This is a genomic window from Roseateles chitinivorans (assembly GCF_002761755.1).
Lineage (GTDB): Bacteria > Pseudomonadota > Gammaproteobacteria > Burkholderiales > Burkholderiaceae_C > Roseateles > Roseateles chitinivorans.
The window spans coordinates 1-24,434 of sequence record NZ_PEOG01000068.1 but is presented as its reverse complement, the minus strand read 5'-3'; the positions used below and the strand labels follow the sequence as shown (position 1 = coordinate 24,434).

The window sequence follows — 24,434 nt, the reverse complement described above, 5'->3', positions numbered from 1 at the left end:
CGACATGACCCTCCCGCCCGTGTCCGCCGCTGACGACCTGAGCGTCGCCGCGACGCCACCCACCGCCCGCGTCGCCGACGGCGAGGCGGTCCGCCTGTCGTTCACGCAGGAGCCGCTGTGGGTGCTGCAGCGCCTGGGCGAGCGGATGACCGCCTATAACCTGCCGCGCGTCATGCGCCTGCGCGGTCCCTTGCGGGTCGAGGCACTGCAGCGTGCCTTCGACGCGGTGATCGCCCGCCACGCGATCCTGCGCACCCGCTTCCTCGTGCGCGACGGCGTGCCGATGGCGGTGGCCGAGCCGCATGTCGCGTTCACGCTCGGGCAGACGGACTTCTCGGCGCTCGCGCCGCAGGCGCGGGAAGAGGCGATCGCCGGCGAGGTGCAGGCGACGCTCCAGCATGTCTTCGACCTGGCGGTCGCGCCGGCGATGGTCGCGCGCTTGCTCAAGCGCGGCGAGGACGATCACGTCCTGGCGCTGTGCCTGCATCACATCGTGTCGGATGCGTGGTCCAACCCGATCTTCGCCGCCGACCTGTCGACGGCCTACGGCCTGGCGCTGCGGCAGGACGGCCCGGTCCGCCTGCCGCCGTTGCGCCTGCAGTATGCGGACCATGCGGTTCGCCAGCGCGAGACGCTGGCGCGCGGAGGCTTCGATCGCGCGCTCGCCCACTGGAACGCGCAGCTCGGCCCCGAGGTCCCGGTGCTGGCCTTGCCGACCGACGCGCCGCGTCCCGCGATGCCATCGTTCCGGGGAACCTCGATCGACTTCGCGCTCGAACCGGCGCTGGAGGCCCGGCTGCGCCAGTTCTGCCGCGCCGAGCGCTGCACGCCCTTCGTCGTGCTGTTCGCGGCCTGGCAGTTGCTGCTGGCGCGTTTCGCGCGGCAGTCGGAGTTCGCCGTCGGCGTGCCGCATGCCGGCCGGCAGGACGAGGAGGTCTTCGGCCTGATCGGCTTCTTCGTCAACACGCATGTCTATCGCGCGCGACTGGCGCCCGAGCAGACGCTGCGCGCGCTGTGCCGCCAGATCCGGACCGATGCGCTGGCGGCGATGTCGCATCCCGACCTCCCGCTGGACCTCTTGCTGGCACAGCGCAACGAGCGCCGGGATCCGACGCGCTCGCCGCTGTTCCAGGTGCTCTTCGGGGTGCAGATGGGCGACTTGCCGGCGCTGAGCTTCGACGATGTCGCGGTCGAGTTCGTCGAGCAAGGGGATGTCAATGCGAAGTTCGACCTGTCGATGAACTTCCAGGTGGGCACGGCACGCATCGGCGGGCGGCTAGCCTACAACACCGACCTGTTCGAGGCCGCCACGGCGCGGCGCCTGGTCCGCGCTTGCGTCGCGGTGCTGGAGACCATCGTGCGCGCGCCCGACCGGGTCGTCGGCTCGGTGGGCCTGGCCGACGATGACGATCTGCGACGCATCGCTGCCTGGGGCCAGGGCGAGCCACCGCTGACCGCATCCTCGACAGCACCGGCACCGGCACCGGCACCGGCACCGGCACCGGCACCGGCACCGGCACCGGCACCGGCACCGGCACCGGCACCGGCACCGGCACCGGCACCATCGGCATCGGCATCGGCATCGGCATCGGCATCGGCCGCCGCTTCCGCTGGCGCGACGGTGGCGAACCCAGTGGCAATGGCCGCGGCAGCATCGACCGCCGCGACTTTCATTCCTGTCCACGAGCACGTCGCCCTCCATGCGGCACGCCATCCGCAGGAAACGGCGCTGGTCCATGAGGATGACACGCTGACCTGGTCGGCGCTGGATCGCCGTGTCGATCGGCTGGCGCGGCAGCTGCGCGATCGCGGCATCGGCGCCGATGCGCGCGTGGGCCTGGCTTTCGACCGCTCGATCCCGATGGTGGTCGCGATGCTTGGCGTGCTGCGCGCCGGCGCGGCCTTCGTGCCGCTGGACCCCGCGCTGCCGGCGGAGCGCCTGGCTTTCCAGCTTCGGGACAGTGGCGCCGCGCTCGTGATCGGCGACGGCGATCCGGCCTGGGCCCTCGGCGTGCCGACGATGCGGCTTCAGACTGAAGGCGACGCCGACGCCGAAGGCAGCGGCAGCGGCAGCGGCAGCGGCAGCGGCAGCGGCAGCGGCAGCGGCAGCGGCAACGGCAAGGACGGCAACGACGCCGCCCCGGCGCGCGCGTCGCGCAGTGCCGCGGCCACCGGGGTCCATCCGGACCAGGCGGCCTACCTGATCTACACCTCGGGTTCGACTGGCCGCCCCAAGGGCGTCGTCGTCAGCCATGGTGCCCTGGGCAACTACCTCGATGGCGTGCTGCGCCGGCTGGATATCGACGACAGCGTCTCGAGCATGGCCATGATCTCGACGGTGGCCGCCGACCTGGGCCACACGGTGCTGTTCGGCGCCTTGCGCGCGGGCCTGACGCTGCACCTGATCTCCGCGGCGCGGGCCTTCGATCCCGATGCCTTCGCCGAGGTGATGGGCCGGCACGCGATCGACGTGCTCAAGATCACCCCCAGCCACCTGCAGGCCCTGCTGGGCGCGCGGGAGGCGGCGCGGGCCCTGCCGCGTCGCCGCCTGGTCCTGGGCGGCGAGGCCACGACCTGGGCGCTGCTGGCGCGCATTCAGGCGCTGCGGCCAGCGCTGCGCGTCTTCAACCACTACGGCCCGACCGAAACCACCGTCGGTACGCTCACCCAGGACGCAGCGACCGCGGACCGTTCGGCGGCGACGCTGCCGGTCGGTCGGCCGCTGCCCGGCACGGCGATGCGCGTGCTCGATGCCGACCTGCTGCCGGTGCCGCCCGGGCTGCCGGGGGAGCTGTACGTCGCCGGCCTCGGCCTGGCGCGCGGCTATCAGGCCCGGCCTGGGCAGACGGCCGAGCGCTTCGTCGCCGATCCGTTGGACGACAAGGGGGGGCGCCTGTACCGCACCGGCGACCTGGTGCGCTGGACCGCCGATGGTCAACTCGAGTACCTCGGCCGGGTCGATCACCAGGTCAAGGTGCGCGGTTTCCGGGTGGAGCTCGGCGAGGTCGAGGCGCAGCTGCGCGCCGACGAGGCGATCGGCGAGGCCGTCGTGGACGCGCAGGACGGCATCGGCGGCACGCGGCTGGTGGCTTACCTCACCGGCCGCGAGGGCGTCGCGCCGGACCTGGCCGCGCTGCGTGACCGCCTGTCGCGCGTGCTGACCGATGCGATGCTGCCGTCCGCCTTCGTCGTGATGGAGGCGCTGCCGCTGACCCCCAACGGCAAGATCGATCGCCGCGCGCTGCCCGCCCCGGATCGGGACTCGCCCGAGGCGCACGAGCCGCCGCAGGGAGCGATCGAGACCTCGATCGCCGCCGCCTGGGCCGAGGTGCTGGAGGTGCCGCGCGTCGGCCGCGGCGATCATTTCTTCGAGCGGGGCGGCCATTCGCTGCTGGCGCTGCGCCTCATCGAGCGGCTGCGTCGCGACGGCCACCGCGCGCAGGTGCGGCACCTCTTCGCGCATCCGCGTTTGCAGGACTTCGCGCGGGCCCTCGTGCAGGAGCCTGTCGAGACCGAATTCGTCATCCCGCCGAATCGCATTCCCGACGGTTGCACGGCCATCGAGCCGGACATGCTGCCGCTGGCCTCGCTGACGGTGGAAGAGATCCGCCGCATCGAGGCCGCAGTGCCGGGCGGCGCGGCCAACATCCAGGACGTCTATCCCCTGGCACCTCTGCAGGAAGGCATCCTGTTCCACCACCTGATGCAGGCCGACGGTGATGCCTACGTCACCTCGCGCGGCCTGGCCTTCGACAGCCGCGAGCGACTGGAGCGCTTCGTCGCCCATCTCGACGCGGTGATCGCGCGGCACGACATCCTGCGGACCTCGATCGTCTGGGAGGGGCTGCGGGAGCCGGTGCAGGTGGTGCATCGAACGGCACCGTTGCGGCTGCATTGGCTGGACGGGGACGGGGCCGCCGCGACCGCCGACGCCGGCCACCGGCTGAAGGCCCATGTGCACCGGAGCCGGCTGCGCATCGACGTCCGCGAGGCGCCGATGATCCGCGCGACGGCCGTGGAGGTCGCGGTGAACGAGGCCGACGGCGCGATGACGAATTTGGGCGCTCCGCAGGGCGATGCCGGCGGCCGGGGGCGGACCGCAACGCCGGGCCGCTGGCTGCTGCAGCTGTCGCGCCATCACCTGGTGTCCGACCACACCACGCTGGAGCGCATCGTCGAGGAGATCGGCCTGATGCAGCGCGGCGCGGAGGCGGAGTTGCCGCCGCCAGTGCCTTTCCGCGAGCAGGTCGCCCGCGCGCGCCTGGGAATGGGGCGAGACGCCCATGAGTCCTTCTTCACCGGGCTGCTGCGCGATGTCGAGGCGCCGACGACGCCCTACGGGCTGGTCGATGTGCGGGGCGATGGCACCGGCATCCATGAAGCCCGGCGGACGCTCGACGATGCGCTCGCCGAGCGGATCCGACAGCAGGCGCGGCGCCACGGCGTGAGCGCGTCGGCGGTGTTCCACCTCGCCTGGTCGCTGGTGCTGGCGCGCGCGAGCGGGCGCGACGATGTGATCTTCGGCACCGTGCTGCTCGGCCGCATGCAGGCGGGGCGCGACGCCGCGCGTGCGCTGGGCCTGTTCATCAACACACTGCCGTTGCGCCTGCGCGTCGGGCCGCTGGGCGTGGCGGCGAGCCTGCGCCTGGCCCAGGCCGGCCTGGCCGACCTGATGCGGCACGAGCATGCGCCGCTGTCGCTGGCGCAACGCTGCAGCGGGCTGCCGGGCGGTACGCCGCTGTTTTCCGCGCTGCTGAACTACCGCCACAGCCGCCGCCAGCCGGTGAGCGCCGTGCTCGACGGCGACGGGGTGCGGCTGCTCGACGGCGAGGAGCGCACCAACTATCCCTTCGCGCTGTCGGTAGACGACTTCGGCGACGGCTTCGGCCTGGTGGCCCAGGTCGACCGGACGCTGGATGCCGAGGCCGTCGCGGCGCAGGTGCTGGCCGCGGTCGAGGAGGTGACGCGCGTGCTGGCCGAGGACCCGGACCAGCCGCTGTGTGAGCTCGGTGGCCTTGACGCGGCGGCGCTGTCTCAATGGCAGGCATGGAGCCGCGGCAGCGACGACTCGCGGGCCGTGGCCGTCGCGGCGGACCCAATGGCAGCGTCGACCGTGCCTGAACTCATCGAGCGGCAGGCGCTCGCGCGGCCGGATGCGATCGCGGTGATCGCCAGCGACGGTCGCCTGACCCATGCGCAGCTGGACGAGCGGGCGACTCGCCTGGCCGGCCTGCTGATCGCGCGCGGCGTGACGTCGGAGTCGCGCGTCGGCCTGGCGGTGCCGCGCTCGCTCGACATGGTCGTCGGCCTGCTGGCCATCCTGAAGGCCGGCGGCGCCTATGTGCCGCTGGACCCGTCCTATCCCGCGGACCGTCTGCGCCACATGATCGAGGACAGCCGGCTTGCGCTGCTGCTCACCCACAGCGAGGCGGCCGGTCGGATGCCGATGCCAGCGGGCCTGGGCACGCTGTGCATCGATCGCCTGGACCGGCTCGACGCTCCGGCGCACGGCGATGTGCCGCTTCCGAGGCTCGCGGCCGACCAGCTCGCCTACGTCATCTACACCTCAGGGTCCACCGGCCGGCCGAAGGGGGTCGCGGTCGCGCACGGGCCGCTCGCCATGCATCTGCAGGCGATCGGCAAGCGGTTGGAACTCGCCCCCGAGGATCGCCTGCTGCAGTTCGCCTCGATCAGCTTCGACGCGGCCGGCTCGCAATGGATGGCGCCGTTGATCCACGGCGCGGCCGTCGTGCTGCCGCCGCCGGATGATTGGTCGACCGAGGCGCTTGCCCGCACGGTGCGTCGCGAAGGCGTGACCGCGCTCCACCTGCCGCCCGCCTACTTGCGGCAGCTCGCGGCCGAGCAGTCAGGCGGGCGCCTGCCGCTGCGCCTGTGCGTCGCGGGCGGCGAAGCCTGGTCTGCAGCGGACTTCCACGCGGCGCGAGACGCTTTCGTGCCGCGGCGTCTGGTGAACTCCTATGGTCCGACCGAGGCGGTGATCACGCCCTGTGCCTGGGACATCGCGGCCGACGAGGCGCATCGCGTCGGCGACCGGCCGACGGTGCCGATCGGCCGCCCGGTGGGCGACCGGACCGCCCGCGTGCTCGACCGCCACCTGTCGCCGTGTCCGGCCGGCGTGCCGGGCGAGCTCTACCTGGGTGGGACGGGCCTGGCGCGTGGCTACCTCGACCGCGCCGGCCTGACGGCCGAGCGCTTCGTCGCCGATCCGTTCGGCGCACCGGGGTCGCGGCTGTACCGCACCGGCGACCTCGTGCGCTGGAGTGCCGAGGGCGAGTTGGAGTACCTCGGCCGCATCGACCATCAGGTCAAGGTGCGAGGGTTCCGCATCGAGCTGGGCGAGGTCGAGGCCGCGCTGACGGCCTTGCCCGAACTGCGGGAGGCCGTGGTGATCGCCGCACCGGGCGCCAGCGGTGCGCGGCTGGTGGCTTATGTCGTCGGGCGTGGCGATCAGGCGGTCGATCCGGCGGCGGTGATCGCGGCTGTCGCCCGGACGCTGCCGGACTACATGGTCCCGGCCGTGGTGGTCGTGCTGGAGGCCTTGCCCCTCACCCCGAACGGCAAGGTCGACCGGCGCGCGCTGCCGGCGCCGGAGCCGCAGGTCGCCCCCGCATTCGACGCGCCTCGTGGGGCGACCGAATCGGCGGTGGCCGCGCTGTTCGCCGAGGTGCTGGGCTTGGAGCGGGTCGGTCGCGACGACAACTTCTTCGCCGCGGGGGGCGATTCGATCCTGAGCCTCAAGCTCGTCGCGCTCGGGCACCAGCGCGGCTGGCGCCTCTCGCCACGGCATGTCTTCGAGCATCCAACCGTGGCCGCGCTCGCGTGCGTGGTGGCAGAAGGCCCCGAGACGCCGACCGCAACCGCAACCGCAACCGCAACCGCAACCGCAGCAGCAACCGCAGCCGCAGCAGCAACCGCAGCCGCAGCAGCAACCGCAGCCGCAGCCGAAGCCGCCGCAACAGCAGCATCTGCAACCGCGCCTTCAAGCGCGGCGCCTGCGCTCGTGCCGCTGGGCGCGCAGGCGCGTGAGCGCGGCCTGCCGCTGTCGTTCGCGCAGCAGCGTCAATGGTTCCTATGGCAGCTCGACCCGACCAGCACCGCCTATCACATCGCTGGCGCGGTGAACCTGCGCGGCGAGCTGGACGTCGGCGCGTTGCGCGCCAGTGTCGATTCGCTGGTGCGGCGGCATGAGTCGCTGCGCACCGTCTTCCGGATGGGCGAGGGTGGCGAAGTCGAGCAGCTCGTGGCGGCGCCCGGCGCGGCCGGGATGACGCTCACAGCGCTGGCCGACGAGGCGCACGCCCGATCGCTGGTCCAGACGCCGTTCGACCTGACCACCGGTCCGTTGATCCGCGTCGGCCTGCTGCGGGCGGGCGCCGATCGGCATCAGCTGGTCGTCGTGATGCATCACATCGTGTCCGATGGCTGGTCGATGCGCGTCGTCGTGGACGAGGTCTTCGCGGACTATGCCGCCGCCGTGCGAGGCGAGGCGACGACGCTGGCGCCCTGGCCCCTCCAGTACGCGGACTATGCGGCGTGGCAGCGCTTGTGGATGGCGGGCGGTGAGTGGCAGCGCCAGCTCGGCTACTGGCGCGAGCGGCTCGGCGGAGCGCAGCCGGTGCTGCAGTTGCCGACCGATCGGCCGCGACGGCCCGACGGCCGCCACCGGGCCGCACGCCATGCGTGGACGCTGCCGCCGGTGCTGTCGGCGCGCCTGCGCCAACGCGCTCGCGAGGAGGGCGCCACGCTGTTCATGGTGCTGCTCGCGGGCTTCCAGGCGGTGCTGAGCCGCTGGACCGCACAGGCCGACATCCGCGTGGGCGTGCCCATCGCCAACCGCGACCGTCCGGAGATCGCGCCGGTGGTGGGCTTCTTCGTCAATACGCAGGTGCTGGACAACCGCATCGCCGGGCGGATGCCGCTGGCGCGGGTGCTGGCCCAGGCCCGCGAGGCCGCGATCGGCGCGCAGGCCCATCCGGACCTGCCGTTCGAGCACCTGGTCGAGGCGCTTCAGCCGGAACGCACGCTGGGCGTGCATCCGCTGTTCCAGGTGATGTTCAACCACCTGCGAGGGCAGGACCTGGCGGCGCGCCGGCTGCCGGGACTCAAGGTCGAGCCGGTCGCGATCGCCGAGCGCGAGGCGCAGTTCGAGCTTGCGCTGCACACCACCGAGCTGCCGGATGGCGGCATCGAGGCCAGCTTCAGCTACGCGGAAGAGCTGTTCGAGACCGACACGATCGAGCGGATGGCGGGCCACTTCGTGGCCATGCTGGAGGCGATCAGCGAGACGCCGGAGCAGGCCGTCGGCGATGTGTCGCTGATGTCGGCCGGCGAGTCGGAGCGGCTCGCGCGCCAAAGCGTCAACCGCGATGAGGTGGCCGAAGCCTTGCCGATGCACCGGCTGATCGAGCGCCAAGCGGCGATCGACCCAAAGGCGCCGGCGCTGGTCTTCGGAACGAGCGAGCTGACGCGCGGAGAGCTCAACGCGCGCGCGAACCGCCTGGCTCATCGCCTCATCGCGCTGGGCGTTCGCCCGGACTCGCGCGTGGGCCTGGCCGTCGAGCGGTCGCTGGAGATGATGGTCGGCGTGCTGGCCGTCCTGAAGGCGGGTGGTGCCTACGTGCCGCTCGACCCCGAGCTGCCCGCCGATCGGTTGGCCTACATGCTCGAGGACAGCGGCGTGTCGCTGGTGCTGACGCAGTCGCACCTGCACGCGAAGCTGCCGGCCGGGCAGGGCGTCGCGCTGGTCGACATCAACATCGACATCGACGCCGCGATCGATGTGGCGATTGACGCCGCCGGTCGCCGCGCCTCGCCTGAGCGCAGTGGCAGCGGCAGCGGCAGTGCGGTCGGAACGATCGGAACGATCGGTGACGCGACCGAAGAAGTAGGTTGGACCGACGCCTCGCTTTCGAATCCCGAGGTCGAGATCCACGGCGAGCACCTCGCCTACGTGATCTACACCTCCGGCTCGACCGGCCGGCCCAAGGGCGCGGCCAACCGGCACGTCGCGCTGCACAACCGACTGGCCTGGATGCAGCAGGCCTACGCGCTGAGCGCGTCGGACACGGTGCTACAGAAGACACCGCTGAGCTTCGATGTCTCGGTCTGGGAACTGTTCTGGGCATTGGCGGAAGGCGCTCGGCTGGCCATCGCGGCGCCGGGGGATCACCGCGATCCGCAGCGGCTGGTCTCGCTCATCAATGAGCACCAGGTCACCACCATCCACTTCGTGCCCTCGATGCTGCAGGCCTTCCTGGCTCATGACGGCGTGGAGGACTGCACCTCGCTGCGCCGCATCGTGTGCAGCGGGGAAGCGCTGCCGGCCGAGGCGCAAGCTGCGGTGTTCCGACGGCTTCCCAAGGCGGGGCTCTACAACCTGTACGGTCCCACCGAAGCGGCCATCGACGTCACCCACTGGACCTGCCGCGACGACGGTCGCAGCCAGGTGCCGATCGGCGCGCCGATCACCGGCATCTCGACCTGGGTGCTCGATGGCGATCTCAATGCGGTGCCTCCCGGCGTGCCGGGCGAGCTGTACCTGGGCGGCGTCGGCTTGGCGCGCGGTTATCACGGCCGCGCCGGCCTCACGTCCGAGCGCTTCGTCGCCAATCCGATGGCCAGCGACGGCAGCCGGCTGTATCGCACCGGGGACTTGGTGCGGTGGAACGCCGAAGGGCAGCTCGACTACCTCGGTCGCATCGATCACCAGGTCAAGATCCGCGGCTTCCGGATCGAGCTGGGGGAGATCGAAGCGCAGTTGCTGGCCCAGCCGGGCGTGCGCGAGGCGGTGGTGGTTGCGCTACAGGCGCCGACCGGGGCGCGGTTGGTCGCCTACGTCTCGGCGCAGTCAGGCGCGAGTCTCGATACGGACGCGTTGCGCGAAGCGCTCGGCAAGAGCTTGCCGGAGTACATGGTCCCGAGCGCCATCGCCGTGCTGGAGACGCTGCCGCTGAACCCGAGCGGCAAGGTCGACCGCAAGGCGCTGCCGGCGCTGGATCTCAATGCTCAGTCCACGGCCGCGTATGAGGCGCCACAGGGCGAGGTCGAAGCCGCCATCGCGGCGGTCTGGGCCGACGTGCTCGGCCATCCAGCTGGCCAGATCGGTCGTCGCGACAACTTCTTCGCATTGGGCGGCCACTCGCTGCTGGCGCTGAAGGTGCTGGAGCAGCTGCGCGGTCGGGGCCTTCGCGCGCAGGTGCGGCAACTGTTCCTCCATCCGGAGCTGGCGGCCTTTGCGCAGTCGATCGGCTCACCGGCGCGGGTGAGCGTGGCAGCGAGTTCCACCGCCTTCGCCGCTGAAGCCGCCGACTCGCCGGGCGCGGCGCTGCCTGGCATCGTCGTGCCGCCCAACGGCATCCCCGCGGGCTGCACGGCGATTCAGCCGGCGATGCTGACGCTGATCGACCTGGACGAGCCGGCTATCCGCCGCATCGAGGCCGCGATCCCCGGCGGCGCCGCCAACATCCAGGACATCTACCCGCTCGCGCCGCTGCAGGAAGGCATCCTCTTCCACCACCTGCTGCAGCCCCACGCGGACGCCTACGTCACCGCGCACCTGATGCGCTTCGACAGCGAGGCGCGGCTGCGCCGGTTCGTCGACAGCTTCAACCGCGTGATCGCGCGCCACGACATCCTCCGCACCGCGATCCTGTGGGAGGGGCTGGACGAGCCCTTGCAGGTCGTGTGCCGCGAGGCCCGCCTGGACATCGAGTGGCTGTCGCCCGCCGACGGCCCGGTGGCGGAGCGCCTCGAGGCGCTGGGCCGACCCGGCGCCTGCCGCATCGACGTGCGTCGCGCACCGCTGCTGCGCGCCGTGGCCGGCTTCGATGCCGACAGCGGTCGCTGGCTGCTGCAGCTGCCCAGCCATCACCTGGTGACCGACCACAGCACGCTGGCCGGCGTGGTCGAGGAGATCACGCTGATCCAGCAGGATCGCGAGGCCGATCTGCCCGCGCCGGTGCCGTTCCGACGCTTCGTCGCCCACGCCCGCCTCAGCGTCAGCCGCGCCGAGCACGAAGCCTTCTTCGGCGAGATGCTGCGCGACGTGACCGAGCCCACCGTGCCCTTCGGCCTGGCCGATGTGCGCGGCGACGGATCGCGGCTGCGGCAGGCGCGATTGGCGCTGCCGGCGGCGCTGGCCGCGCAGGCGCGACGCGTGGCGCGTCGGCAGGGCGTGGGCATCGCTGCGTTGTTCCACCTCGCCTGGGCCCTGGTGCTGGGCCGCACGACCGGCCGCACCGACGTGGTCTTCGGCACCGTGCTGCTCGGCCGCCTGCAGGTCGACGACGGTGCCGAGCGCGCGCTGGGCCTGTCGATCAACACGCTGCCCCTGCGCCTGCGGGTGGGCGAGCAGTCCGTCGCCGACGGTCTGCGGGACGCCCATGCGGCGCTGTCGGCGCTGCTGCGCCATGAGCACGCCAGCCTGTCGCTCGCACAGCGTTGCAGCGGACTCGCCGGCGGCACGCCGCTGTTCTCGGCGCTGCTCAACTACCGGCATGCCCACCGACGCCGCGATGCGTCCTCCGCGGCCTGGGACGGCATGGAGATCGATGCCGCCCAGGAACGATCGAACTATCCCTTCGGCCTGTCGGTCGATGACGACGGCGAGGGTTTCGGCCTCGTCGCGCAGGTGCACGAATCGCTCGATCCCGACCACGCCTGCGCGCTGATGCAGGCGGCGGTGACCCGCCTGGTCGATGCCCTGGCGCATCGACCCGGGCAGGCCTTGTGCGCGCTGGACGTCCTGGACGAGGCCTCCCGCACGAGCTTGTCCCGCTGGGGCGTTCCGACGCCGCGCTTCGACGGCACGCCGCCCGTGCCGCGCCTGATCGAGCGGCAGGCCGCCGAGCGTCCCGACGCGGTGGCGCTGATCTTCGGCGAGCAGCAACTGACCTATGCGCAGTTCAATGCCCGTGCCAACCGCCTGGCGCATCGGTTGATCGCGCTCGGCGTCCAGCCCGAGGACCGCATCGGCCTGGCCGTGCTGCGGTCGATGGACATGGTGGTGGCCCTGCTCGCCATCCTCAAGGCTGGCGCGGCCTATGTGCCGCTGGACCCGTCCTATCCGGCCGAGCGACTGGCCTACATGGTCCAGGACAGCGGCATCCGGCTGCTGCTGACGCAGCAGGCCCTCGCGGCGCAGCTGCCGCCGACCGACGGCATCGCGGTGCTCGCGCTCGATGGCGACGACGCCTTCATCGGCGCCGAGTCCGATCCGGCCGTCGAGATCCATCCGGAGCACCTGGCCTATGTCATCTATACCTCCGGTTCGACCGGCCGGCCCAAGGGCGTGGCGGTGACGCACGGCCCGCTGGCGATGCACGTGCAGTCGATCGGCGAGGTCTACGGCATGACACCGGCGGACCGTGAGCTGCAGTTCGCGTCCATCGCCTTCGACGGCGCCCACGAGCGCACCTGGGTGCCGCTGGCCTTCGGCGCCGCGCTGATGCCGCGCGACCAGGCGTTGTGGCCGGTGGCGCGCACCGCCGCCGAGATCGAGCGCCACGGCATCACCATCGCCTGCTTCACGCCCGGCTACCTGACGCAGATGGCCGAGCTGCTCGGCGAGGCTGGCAGCCGGCTGCCGATCCGCTCCTACACGGTCGGCGGCGAGGCGATGTCGCGCGCCAACCTCGACCTGGTGCAATCGGTGCTGAAGCCGCCGCGCATCATCAACGGCTACGGACCGACCGAGACCGTCATCACCCCGACGGTCGGCATCGCGCTGGCGGGCGAGCGATTCGCCGCCTCCTACATGCCGATCGGCAAGCCGGTCGGTGACCGGCAGGCCCGTGTGCTCGATGCCGATCTCAACCTCTGCCCGCCCGGCGTGCCTGGCGAGCTCTACCTGAGCGGCGGCCTCGCGCGGGGCTACCTCGGTCGGCCCGATGCGAGCGCCGAGCGCTTCGTCGCCGATCCGTTCGGCGCCGTTGGCGGGCGGATGTACCGCACCGGCGACCTGGTGCGCTGGAACGAGGTCGGCGAGCTGGAGTATCTCGGCCGCATCGACCATCAGGTGAAGGTGCGCGGCTTCCGCATCGAGCTGGGCGAGGTGGAGTCGCAGTTGCGGCTGCAGACCGGTGTCCGCGAGGCGGTGGCCGTCGCGGCCGAGGGGGCGGGTGGGGGGCGGCTGGTGGCCTATGTCTCCCCGCTGCCCGGCCACTCGCTCGATCCGCGCGCGCTGCGCGAGGGTCTGGCCCGGGTGCTGCCGGACCACATGGTGCCGGGGCTCTTCATCGTGCTGGACGCCTTGCCGCTGAACCCCAACGGCAAGGTCGACCGCAAGGCGCTGCCCGCGCCGCAGGCCGATGCCGGACGCCCGCATGAGCCCCCGCGCGGCGAGACGGAGACGGCGCTGGCCGCGCTGTGGGCCGAGACGCTGGCCGTCGAGCGCGTGGGACGCGACGACAACTTCTTCGAACTGGGCGGCCATTCGCTGGCCTTGCTGAAGCTGCAGATGAAGGTGCAGCGGCGCTTCGGCGTGCAGCTGTCGCTGCGCGCGTACTTCGAGAGCCCGACCCTCGCCGATGCCGCCGCGAGCGTGCAGCGTGAGACCGAGGCGCTGGCCGCCGCGCAGGGCGCGGACCTGGATCGCATGGCCGCACTGCTGGATACCTGGGAGAACTGAATGAGCACCCTCGACAAGAACGACACGGTCACGACGCCCACTGCGGCCCGGGCTCAGGCCTCCAGCGCGACGACGGCCGATCCGCGGCGCGCGCTGGCCGAGCGCTTCGCGCGCCTGCCGGCGGAGAAGCAGCGGGGCTTCCTGCAGGCGCTCAAGGCGCAGGGCATCGACTTCGCGCTGCTGCCGATCGTGCCGGCGCCGCTCGAGGCGCGTCCGCTGTCGTTCGCGCAGTTGCGGCAGTGGTTCCTGTGGACGCTGGATCGCACGAGTACCGCGTATCACCTGTCCGGTGCGCTGACGCTGGACGGCGAAGTGGATGTCGCCGCGCTGCGCGACAGCTTCGCTGCGCTGGTCGAGCGCCATGAATCGCTGCGAACCACCTTCCATGCGGATGCGCAGGGGCAGGTCGTCCAGCGGGTCCATGCCGCCGGCGACAGCGGCTTCGGATTGCAGATGATCGACGTTCGAGACGGCGAGGGCGGCGAGGGCGGCGAGGGCGGCGAGGGCGGCGAAGGCGGCGAAGGCGGCGAAGGCGATGCGATCGATGCTCGCACTCGCGCGCAGGTCCGCCGCCTGGTCGACACGCCGTTCGATCTCGAACGGGGTCCGCTGCTGCGCGTGGCCTTGTTGCGCCAGGGCGCGCAGCGGCAGGTGCTTGTCGTCGTGATGCATCACATCGTGTCGGACGGCTGGTCGATGAAGGTCATCGTCGACGAGTTCGTCGCACAGTACGGCGCCCGGGTCCGTGGCGAGACGCCGGCAATGACGGCGCTGCCCATCCAGTACGCCGACTACGCCGCGTGGCAGCGCCACTGGCTGGAGGCGGGCGAGCGGGAGCGGCAGCTGGCGTACTGGCTGACGCAGCTCGGTGGTGAGCAGCCGGTGCTGCAGCTGCCGACGGATCGCCCGCGGCGCGCCGATGGGCGCTATCGGGCGGCGCAGCATGGCGTGGAATTGCCGGCTGCGCTGGTGCGTGGCCTGCGCGCTCGGGCGCAGGCGCAGGGCGCGACGCTCTTCATGGCGCTGCTGGCCGGCTATCAGGCGGTGCTCGGCCGCCACGCGGGGACGGCGGAGGTGCGTGTGGGCGTGCCGGTCGCCAACCGGCAACGGGCGGAAACCGAGGGCGTGGTCGGCTTCTTCGTCAACACGCAGGTGCTGCGCAACCGCGTGGACGGACGCCGGACGCTGGGCGAGGTGCTCGATCAGGCGCGGGAGTCGACCCTGGGCGCGCAGGCGCATCAGGACCTGCCGTTCGAGCAACTGGTCGATGCCCTGCAGCCCGAGCGCACGCTGGGCGTGCATCCGCTGTTCCAGGTGATGTTCAACCATGGGAGCGGGGGCGCCCAAGGGGCCAAAGCCTTGCCGGGATTGCGGCTGACGCCCTACACGCTGGGGGAGCAGGCGGCTCAGTTCGAGCTGATGCTGACGACGACCGAAACCGCGGAGGGCACGGTACGCGCCAGCTTCAGCTACGCGGAGGAGCTGTTCGAGCCGGCGGCGATCGAGCGGATGGCGGGCCACTTCGTGGCCATGCTGGAGGCGATCAGCGAGACGCCGGAGCGGGCTGTCGGCGATGTGCCGCTGATGTCGGCCGGCGAGTCGGAGCGGCTCGCGCGCCAAAGCGTCAACCGCGATGGGGTGACCGAAGCCGTGCCGATGCACCGGTTGATCGAGCGCCAGGCGGCGATCGACCCGCAGGCGCCGGCGCTAGCCTTCGGGACGAGCACGCTGACGCGCGGAGAGCTCAACGCGCGCGCGAACCACCTGGCCCATCGCCTCATCGCGCTGGGCGTTCGCCCGGACTCGCGCGTGGGCCTGGCCGTCGAGCGCTCGCTGGAGATGATGGTCGGCGTGCTGGCCATCCTGAAGGCGGGCGGCGCCTATGTGCCGCTGGACCCAGAGCTTCCCGCCGATCGGTTGGCCTACATGCTCGAGGACAGCGGCGTGTCGCTGGTGCTGACGCAGCCCCACCTGCACGCGAAGCTGCCGGCCGGGCAGGGCGTCGAGTTGGTCGACATCGACGCCGCAGAGGGTGCTGATGATCGTCTCGCCGCATCGCTCTCGAATCCCGAGGTGGAGATCCACGGCGAGAACCTCGCGTATGTGATCTACACCTCCGGCTCGACCGGCCGGCCCAAGGGGGCGGCCAACCGCCACGTCGCGCTGCACAACCGGCTGGCGTGGATGCAGCAGGCCTACGTGCTGAGCGCGTCGGACACGGTGCTGCAGAAGACGCCGCTGAGCTTCGACGTCTCGGTCTGGGAGCTGTTCTGGGCATTGGCGGAAGGCGCTCGGCTGGCCATCGCGGCGCCGGGCGATCACCGCGATCCGCAGCGGCTGGTCTCGCTCATCAATGAGCACCAGGTCACCACCATCCATTTCGTGCCTTCGATGCTGCAGGCCTTCCTGGCGCACGAGGGCGTCGAAGCATGCACCTCGCTGCGCCGCATCGTGTGCAGCGGGGAAGCGCTGCCGGCCGAGGCGCAAGCCGCCGTGTTCCGACGGCTTCCCAAGGCGGGGCTCTACAACCTGTACGGCCCCACCGAAGCGGCCATCGACGTCACCCACTGGACCTGCCGCGACGACGGTCGCAGCCAGGTGCCGATCGGCGCGCCGATCACCGGCATCTCGACCTGGGTGCTCGATGGCGACCTCAATCCGGTGCTCCCCGGCGTGCCGGGCGAGCTGTACCTGGGCGGCGTCGGCTTGGCGCGCGGTTATCACGGCCGCGCCGGCCTCACGTCTGAGCGCTTCGTTGCCAATCCGATGGCCAGCGACGGCAGCCGGCTGTATCGCACCGGGGACTTGGTGCGGTGGAACGCCGAAGGGCAACTCGACTACCTGGGCCGCATCGATCACCAGGTCAAGATCCGCGGCTTTCGGATCGAGCTGGGGGAGATCGAAGCGCAGCTGCTCGCGCAGCCGGGGGTGCGCGAGGCGGTGGTCGTTGCGCTGCAGGCGCCGACCGGGGCGCGGCTTGTCGGCTATGTGTCGGCGCAGTCAGGCGCGAGCCTCGACACGGACGCACTGCGCGAAGCGCTCGGCCGGACCTTGCCGGAGTACATGGTCCCGAGCGCCATCGCCGTGCTGGAGACGCTGCCGCTGAACCCGAGCGGCAAGGTCGACCGCAAGGCGCTGCCAGCGCTGGATCTCAATGCCCAGTCCGCGGCCCCCTATGAGGCGCCGAAAGGCGAGATCGAGACCGCCATCGCTTCGATCTGGTCCGAGCTGCTCGGCGTCGACCGTGTCGGCCGGCGGGACAGCTTCTTCGAACTGGGCGGGCATTCGCTGCTCGCGATCCAGTTGCAGGCGCGGCTGCGTCAGGCGGGATGGCCGTCGGAGATGCGGGCGCTGTTCCTCCACCCGCGACTCGCGGACTTCGCGTCGGCCGTGGCCCGGTCGGCGGAACCGGCCGCCACCGACCCCGACGCCAACGCCGCGACCATCCCGTCCGGCTGTGACGCGCTCGAACCCGGCATGCTGCCGCTGGTCGACCTCGACGCCGCCGAGCTGCGGCGCATCGAGGCCGCGATCCCCGGCGGCGCTACCAACATCCAGGACATCTATCCCCTCGCGCCGCTGCAGGAGGGGATGCTTTTCCACCACCTGATGCAGGAGCAGGGCGATGCCTATGTGATCTCGCTGCTGCTGCGCTTTGACAGCGAGGCGCGGCTGACGCGCTTCATCGACGCATTGAATCAGGTCATCGCGCGCCACGACATCCTGCGCACCGCCGTCGTGTGGGAGGGACTGCGCGAGCCGGCGCAGGTCGTCTGCCGCGCGGCGCCGCTGACGCTCGAATGGCTGCCGATCGACGAAGCCGACCGCGCAGCGGGCCGGGCGGCCGAGCGGCTGGCGGCCCACGTGGATCGCCGCGCCTTCCGCATCGACGTGCGCCGCGCGCCCATGGTGCGGGCCATCGCGGTCCACGACGCGCCGAGCGGCCAGTGGCTGCTGCAGCTGCCCAGCCATCACCTCGCGCTCGACCACACGGCCGAGAAGCTGATGATCGAGGAGATCGCGCTGATCCTGCAGCAGCGTCATGCCGAGCTGCCCCGGCCGGTGCCGTACCGCCGCTACGTGGCACAGGCGCGCGCCGGCATGAGCGTGGCCGAGCACGAGGCCTTCTTCCGGCAGCTGCTGGAAGGCGTCGACGAACTGACCGCGCCTTTCGGCCTCGTCGACGCGCGACTGGATGGCAGCGCGAGCGAGGAGTCGCGCCTGACGCTGCCGGCGGCGCTCTCGACCGAATTGCGCGAGCAGGCGCGTCGCCAGGGCGTGAGCGCGGCGACCTTGTTCCACCTCGCCTGGGCGCTGGTGCTGGCGCGCACCGCGGGGCGCGACGACGTGGTCTTCGGGACGGTGCTGTTCGGCCGCATGCAGGGCGGCGACGAGGCGCATCGCGCGATGGGCATGTTCATCAACACGCTGCCCTTGCGGGTCGAGCTGCGGGGGCGCAGCGTCGCGCAAGGCTTGCGAGAGACGCATGAGCGGCTCACCGGCCTGCTGCACCACGAGCACGCGCCGCTGTCGCTGGCCCAGCGCAGCAGCGGGCTGCCGGGCGGCACGCCGCTGTTCTCCAGTCTGGTGAACTATCGGCACAGCGGTCCGCGCCGCGGGGAGGTCGGCGCGGATGCGGTGTGGGAGGGCATCACGCTGGTCGGCGCGAAGGAACGGACCAACTATCCGTTCACGCTGTCGGTGAATGACCGCGGGGAGGTCTTCGAACTGGTGCTGCAGGTCGAGCGCTCGGTGCGCGTGGGGCGGATGCAGGGCTACCTGGAGGCGGCGGTGCGCGGCATCGTCGATGCGCTGGCCGCAGGCGGTCAAGCGCCGCTGCATGCGCTGAATGTGCTGGGGCCGGACGAGTCCGCCACCTTGACGCGTTGGAGCGAGGGGCCGGCATCCGCTGACGCGGCCGTGCCGATGCACCGGCTGATCGAGCGCCAAGCGGCGATCGACCCAAAGGCGCCGGCGCTGGTCTTCGGAACGAGCGAGCTGACGCGCGGACAGCTCAACGCGCGCGCGAACCGCCTGGCCCATCGCCTCATCGCGCTGGGCGTTCGCCCGGACTCGCGCGTGGGCCTGGCCGTCGAGCGGTCGCTGGAGATGATGGTCGGCGTGCTGGCCGTCCTGAAGGCGGGTGGTGCCTACGTGCCGCTCGACCCCGAGCTGCCCGCCGATCGGTTGGCCTACATGCTCGAGGACAGCGGCGTGTCGCTGGTGCTGACGCAGTCGCACCTGCACGCGAAGCTGCCGGCCGGGCAGGGCGTCTCGCTGGTCGACATCAACATCGACATCGACGCCGCGATCGATGTGGCGATTAACGCCGACGGTCGCCTCGCCTCGCCTGACCGCAGCGGCAGTGCGGTCGGAACGGTTGGTGAAGAACAAGGTTGGAACGACGCATCGCTCTCGAACCCTGAGGTGGAGATCCACGGCGAGAACCTCGCGTATGTGATCTACACCTCCGGCTCGACCGGCCGGCCCAAGGGCGCGGCCAACCGCCACGTCGCGCTGCACAACCGACTGGCGTGGATGCAGCAGGCCTACGCGCTGAGCGCGTCGGACACGGTGCTGCAGAAGACGCCGCTGAGCTTCGATGTCTCGGTCTGGGAGCTGTTCTGGGCACTGGCCGAGGGCGCTCGGCTGGCCATCGCGGCGCCGGGCGATCACCGCGATCCGCAGCGGCTGGTCTCGCTCATCAACGAGCACCAGGTCACCACCATCCACTTCGTGCCGTCGATGCTGCAGGCCTTCCTGGCGCACGAGGGCGTGGAGGCCTGCACCTCGCTGCGCCGCATCGTGTGCAGCGGGGAAGCGCTGCCGGCCGAGGCGCAAGCCGCCGTATTCAGACGGCTTCCCAAGGCGGGGCTCTACAACCTGTACGGTCCCACCGAAGCGGCCATCGACGTCACCCACTGGACCTGCCGCGACGACGGTCGTAGCCAGGTGCCGATCGGCGCGCCGATCACCGGCATCTCGACCTGGGTGCTCGATGGCGACCTCAATGCGGTGCCTCCCGGCGTGCCGGGCGAGCTGTACCTGGGCGGCGTCGGCTTGGCGCGCGGTTATCACGGCCGGGCCGGCCTCACGTCTGAGCGCTTCGTTGCCAATCCGATGGCCAGCGACGGCAGCCGCCTTTATCGCACCGGCGATCTGGTGCGGTGGAACGCCGAAGGGCAGCTCGACTACCTCGGTCGCATCGATCACCAGGTCAAGATCCGAGGCTTCCGGATCGAGCTGGGGGAGATCGAAGCGCAGCTGCTCGCGCAGCCGGGCGTGCGCGAGGCGGTGGTCGTTGCGCTGCAGGCGCCGACCGGGGCGCGGTTGGTCGCCTACGTGTCAGCGCAGTCAGGCGCGAGTCTCGACACGGACGCGTTGCGCGAAGCGCTCGGCAAGACCTTGCCGGATTACATGGTCCCGAGCGCCATCGCCGTGCTGGAGACGCTGCCGTTGAACCCGAGCGGCAAGGTCGACCGCAAGGTGCTGCCGGCGCTGGATCTCAATGCCCAATCCGCGGCCGCGTATGAGGCACCACAGGGCGAAGTCGAGGCCACCATCGCGGCGGTCTGGGCCGACGTGCTCGACGTGGACCTCCCCCGCGTGGGTCGCCACGACAACTTCTTCGAGGTCGGCGGGGATTCCATCCTCAGCCTGCAGATCATTGCGCGCCTGCATCGCGCCGGCTGGCATCTGACGCCGCGGCAGATCTTCGAATTGCAGACGATCGCCCGTCTCGGCGTTGCGGCGGAACGAGTCGACGATGGCGCCTCGCCGGCGTCCGATCCGGCCTCGCCGCTCGGTCGCCTCGCCGATTTCCTCGACGCCGCCGCGATCGCCGCGCTGCCGCTCGATCCCGCCGCGATCGAGGACGTCTACCCGCTGGTGCCGACGCAGGAAGGCATGTTGCTGCACTCGGTCGAAGCGCCGGATTCCGGCCTCTACGTGAACCAGCTGAATGTCGAGGTCCGCCACCTCGACCCGGACCGACTGGAAGCGGCATGGCGCGTGATGGTCGCGCGGCACGCGATGCTGCGCACCGCCGTGCTCTGGCAACCCGGCATGACGCGCCCGCTGCAGCTGGTGCTGCGCGACGCTCCCGCCGCGATGACGCGGCTGGACTGGCGCGGCGATGCCGACACCGCGCGTCGCATCGCCGACTTCGCCCGCGCCGAACTCGCGCGTCCGATCGATTGGCTCCGGCCGCCGCTCTCGCGGGTCGCCATGATCCAGCTCGACGAGGATCGACATCAGCTGATCTGGACCCGCCACCACCTGCTGTCGGACGGCTGGAGCGACTCGCGCCTGATGGCGGAGTGGCTGCGCTGCTACGCCGGCGAGGCGCTGCCCTCGGCGCCGCCGCGCTACGGCGACTTCGTGCGCTGGCTGCAACGGCAGGATGCCGGCGCGCCACAAGCCTTCTGGACTGCGGCGCTCGCCGCGCTCGACGGCCCGACGCTGCTGGCCGAGTCCAGCCGCGCCGCGCCGGGCCGCTCGGGTTTCGAGAAGCGCTACTCGCGTTTCGACATCGCGCATTCCGCCGCGCTGACCGCCTTCGCCCAGCGCGAGCGGGTGACGGTCAACACCCTGGTGCAGGCTGCCTGGGCCGTGCTGCTGCACCGGCACACCGGCCGCGACCGGGTCGTCTTCGGCGCCACCGTCGCCGGCCGTCCGGCCACGCTGCCCGGCGCCGAGGAGATGCTGGGCCTGTTCATCAACACCGTGCCGGTGCCCGTGACCTGGGACGCCGGCCAGCGGGTCGGGGATTACCTGCGTGCCGTGCAGGACACCAACCTGCGCCTGCGCGACCACGAGCACGCCGCGCTGGCCGACGTGCAGCGCTGGGCCGGTTCCTCCGGCCGTCCGCTCTTCGACAGCATCATCGTCTTCGAGAACGCGCCGATCGACCGCGCGCTGCGGCAGCTCGGCCAGTACGGCCTCGAGTTCGACGAGATCGGCGGCGAGGGCTTGACCGGCTATGCGATGGACCTGCAGGTCGTCGCCGGCGATCGGCTGGTGATCGAGTACTGCTACAGCCGCCGTGATTTCGACGACGGCTTCGTCGAGGGCCTGCGCACCCAGATGGAGACGCTGCTGGATCGCATGGCCGCCGATCCGTCGGCCCCGCTGGGCGAGCTCGGTTGGCTGGACGAGCCGGCGACGCGGGCGCTGCGCGTGCTGGGGCAGGGCGGCGACGGACTGGCCGAGCCGCGACCGGCGCCGGTGCATCGCCTGATCGAGCGCCAGGCCGCGACGCGCGGCGAGGCGATCGCGCTGCTGCTGGGCGACGAAGAGCTCAGCTACGCCGAGCTGAACGCGCGGGCCAACCGGCTGGCCCATCACCTGGTCCGCCGCGGCCTGGCGCGCGACGCGCGGGTCGGTGTGGCGCTGGAACGCTCGCTCGACAGCATCGTCGGCCTCCTGGCCGTGCTGAAGGCGGGGGCCGCGTATGTGCCGCTGGATCCGGCCTATCCGCCGGACCGGCTCGCCTTCATGCTGCAGGACAGCGGCGCCGCGCTGCTGCTGACGCAGCGCGGCCTGCGCGCGCGCTTGCCGGCGGTGCCTGGCCTCGAGGTCGTGACGATGGAGGAGGTCCGCGAGGCGGCCGTCGCGGGAGGCGATGCCGCCGCCGATGCGGCCGACGCGGCCGATCTCGCGCTGGCGGACCATCCCGACCACCTGGCCTATGTGATCTACACCTCCGGTTCCACCGGCCTGCCCAAGGGCGTGGCGGTGACCCACGGACCGCTGGCCATGCATTGCCTGGCCACTGCGGAGATCTACGGCATGAGCGCGGCGTCCTGCGAGCTGCACTTCATGTCCTTCTCCTTCGACGGGGCGCATGAGCGCTGGCTGACGCCGCTGTGCGTCGGTGCGGGGCTGGCGCTGCGCGACAACGAGTTGTGGACCGCGGAGCAGACCTGCGAGGCGCTGCATCGCTACGAAGTCACCAACGCCGCCTTCCCGCCGGCCTACCTCGGCCAGATCGCCGATTGGGCCGGCATGCGCGGCGACGCGCCGCCGGTGGAGCTGTACGTCTTCGGCGGCGAGGCCATGCCCAAGGCCGCCTATGACAAGGTCTGCCGCCACCTGCGACCGCGCACGATGATCAACGGCTACGGGCCGACCGAGTGCGTCATCACGCCGCTGATCTGGAAGTCGGCCGCGACCGAGGGCTTCGCCTGCGCCTATGCGCCGATCGGCAAGCCGGTCGGCGACCGCGCGATCCATGTGCTCGACACCGACCTGCAACCGGTGCCGGCGGGCGTCGTCGGCGAGCTCTACATCGGGGGCTACGGCCTGGCGCGCGGCTACCTGGGGCGCGCCGGCCTGACCGCGCAGCGATTCGTGGCCGACCCCTTCGACGCCGAGGGGGGCCGTCTGTATCGCACCGGCGACCTGGTCCGCTGGATGGCGGACGGCAACATCGAATACATCGGGCGCGCCGACCATCAGGTCAAGATCCGCGGATTCCGCATCGAGCTGGGCGAGATCGAAACCTGCCTGTGCGAGGTCCCGGGCGTGCTGGAAGCGGCGGTCGTGGCGCGCGAGAGCCCGTCAGGCAGGCAGCTCGCGGCCTATGTCGTCGCGCTGCCGGAGGTGAGCGAAGCGGCACTGCTGCCGCGCCTGCGCCAGCGCATCGCCGAGCAACTGCCGGAGCACATGGCGCCGGCGCACCTGGTCGTGCTGCCGCGCCTGCCGCGCCTGATCAGCGGCAAGCTGGACCGCGCGGCGCTGCCCGATCCGGTCAGCACCGCCGACGGCGACTACCGCGCGCCGCGCACCGATGTCGAACGGCGGCTGGTTGCGATCTGGCAGGAGGTGCTGGGGATCGAGCAGGTCGGCATCGGCGACAACTTCTTCGAGCTGGGCGGCGATTCCATCCTCAGCCTGCAGGTGATCTCGCGGGTGCGCAACGCCCGGCTCGGCTTCGAGCTGCGGCTGCGGGACCTGGTCCGCCACCAGACCATCGAGGGCCTGACGGCGGCGTTCGCCGGCGCCGGGACGGCCTCGGCTGGCGCGTCGGCGGCGTCGGCACTCCTGTCGGCATCAGCGTCGGCGGGCGCGGTGGCGAACCCGGCCGAGCCCGCGGGGGCGTTTGTCGTCGCCGAAGGGGAAGTGCCGCTCACGCCGATCCAGCGCTGGTTCTTCGAGCAGCCCATCCCCGCGCGTCATCACTACAACCAGTCGGTGATGCTGAGGGCGCCGGCCTGGCTCGACGAGGACCGGCTGCAACGCGTGATCGCGCTGCTCACCCAGCACCACGAGGGCCTGCGCCTGCGCTTCCGTCAGGAGGCCGATGGTCGCTGGACACAGCACTACGAGAACGCGCCGGCCGCGACCGTGGGGACGCCCACGACCTGGGCATCGGCCACGACCGGGGTGTCAACCACGACTGCGGCATCGACCATGGCTGCGGTTGCTGCCGATACGCTGCGGGCCGCAACCGAGGCCGCGGCGGCGACTCGGGACTGGACCGAGGACGTGCTGTGGAGCCGCGAGGTCGCCAGTCCGGAGGACATCCGACGCGAGGCCGATCGCGCCCAGCGCAGCCTGGACCTCGCGCGCGGACCGCTGTGGCGGGTGCTGCACCTGCGGCATGTCGACGGCAGCGCAAGGCTGCTGATCGCCGTGCATCACCTGACGATCGACGGCGTGTCCTGGCGCGTGCTGCTGGAGGACCTGCAGGCGGCCTACCTGGCGCTGGTCGCCGGCACCGAGCCGGCGCTGCCGGCGCGCAGCGCGCCGTTCAAGGCCTGGGCGGAGCATCTGGCGCGCTGGG

Annotated in this window: 2 protein-coding genes; both read left to right on the top strand. The window is 71.7% G+C overall.

What is annotated here, in order from left to right:
• Positions 1 to 4 precede the first annotated feature (4 nt).
• Positions 5 to 13,648 carry a non-ribosomal peptide synthetase gene (locus CS062_RS20305; RefSeq protein ID WP_158238852.1) on the top strand — a complete coding sequence of 4,548 codons (13,644 nt, stop codon included), beginning with the start codon at positions 5 to 7 and terminating at the stop codon, positions 13,646 to 13,648.
• On the top strand, positions 13,649 to 24,434 hold a 10,786-nt coding region (locus CS062_RS20300; protein ID WP_099863377.1), incomplete at its 3' end, for a non-ribosomal peptide synthetase.

What these genes read in the sequence shown, in the direction of transcription:
- CS062_RS20305 (WP_158238852.1), top strand. Translation starts at nt 5, where the DNA reads ATGACCCTCCCGCCCGTGTCCGCCGCTGACGACCTGAGCGTCGCCGCG.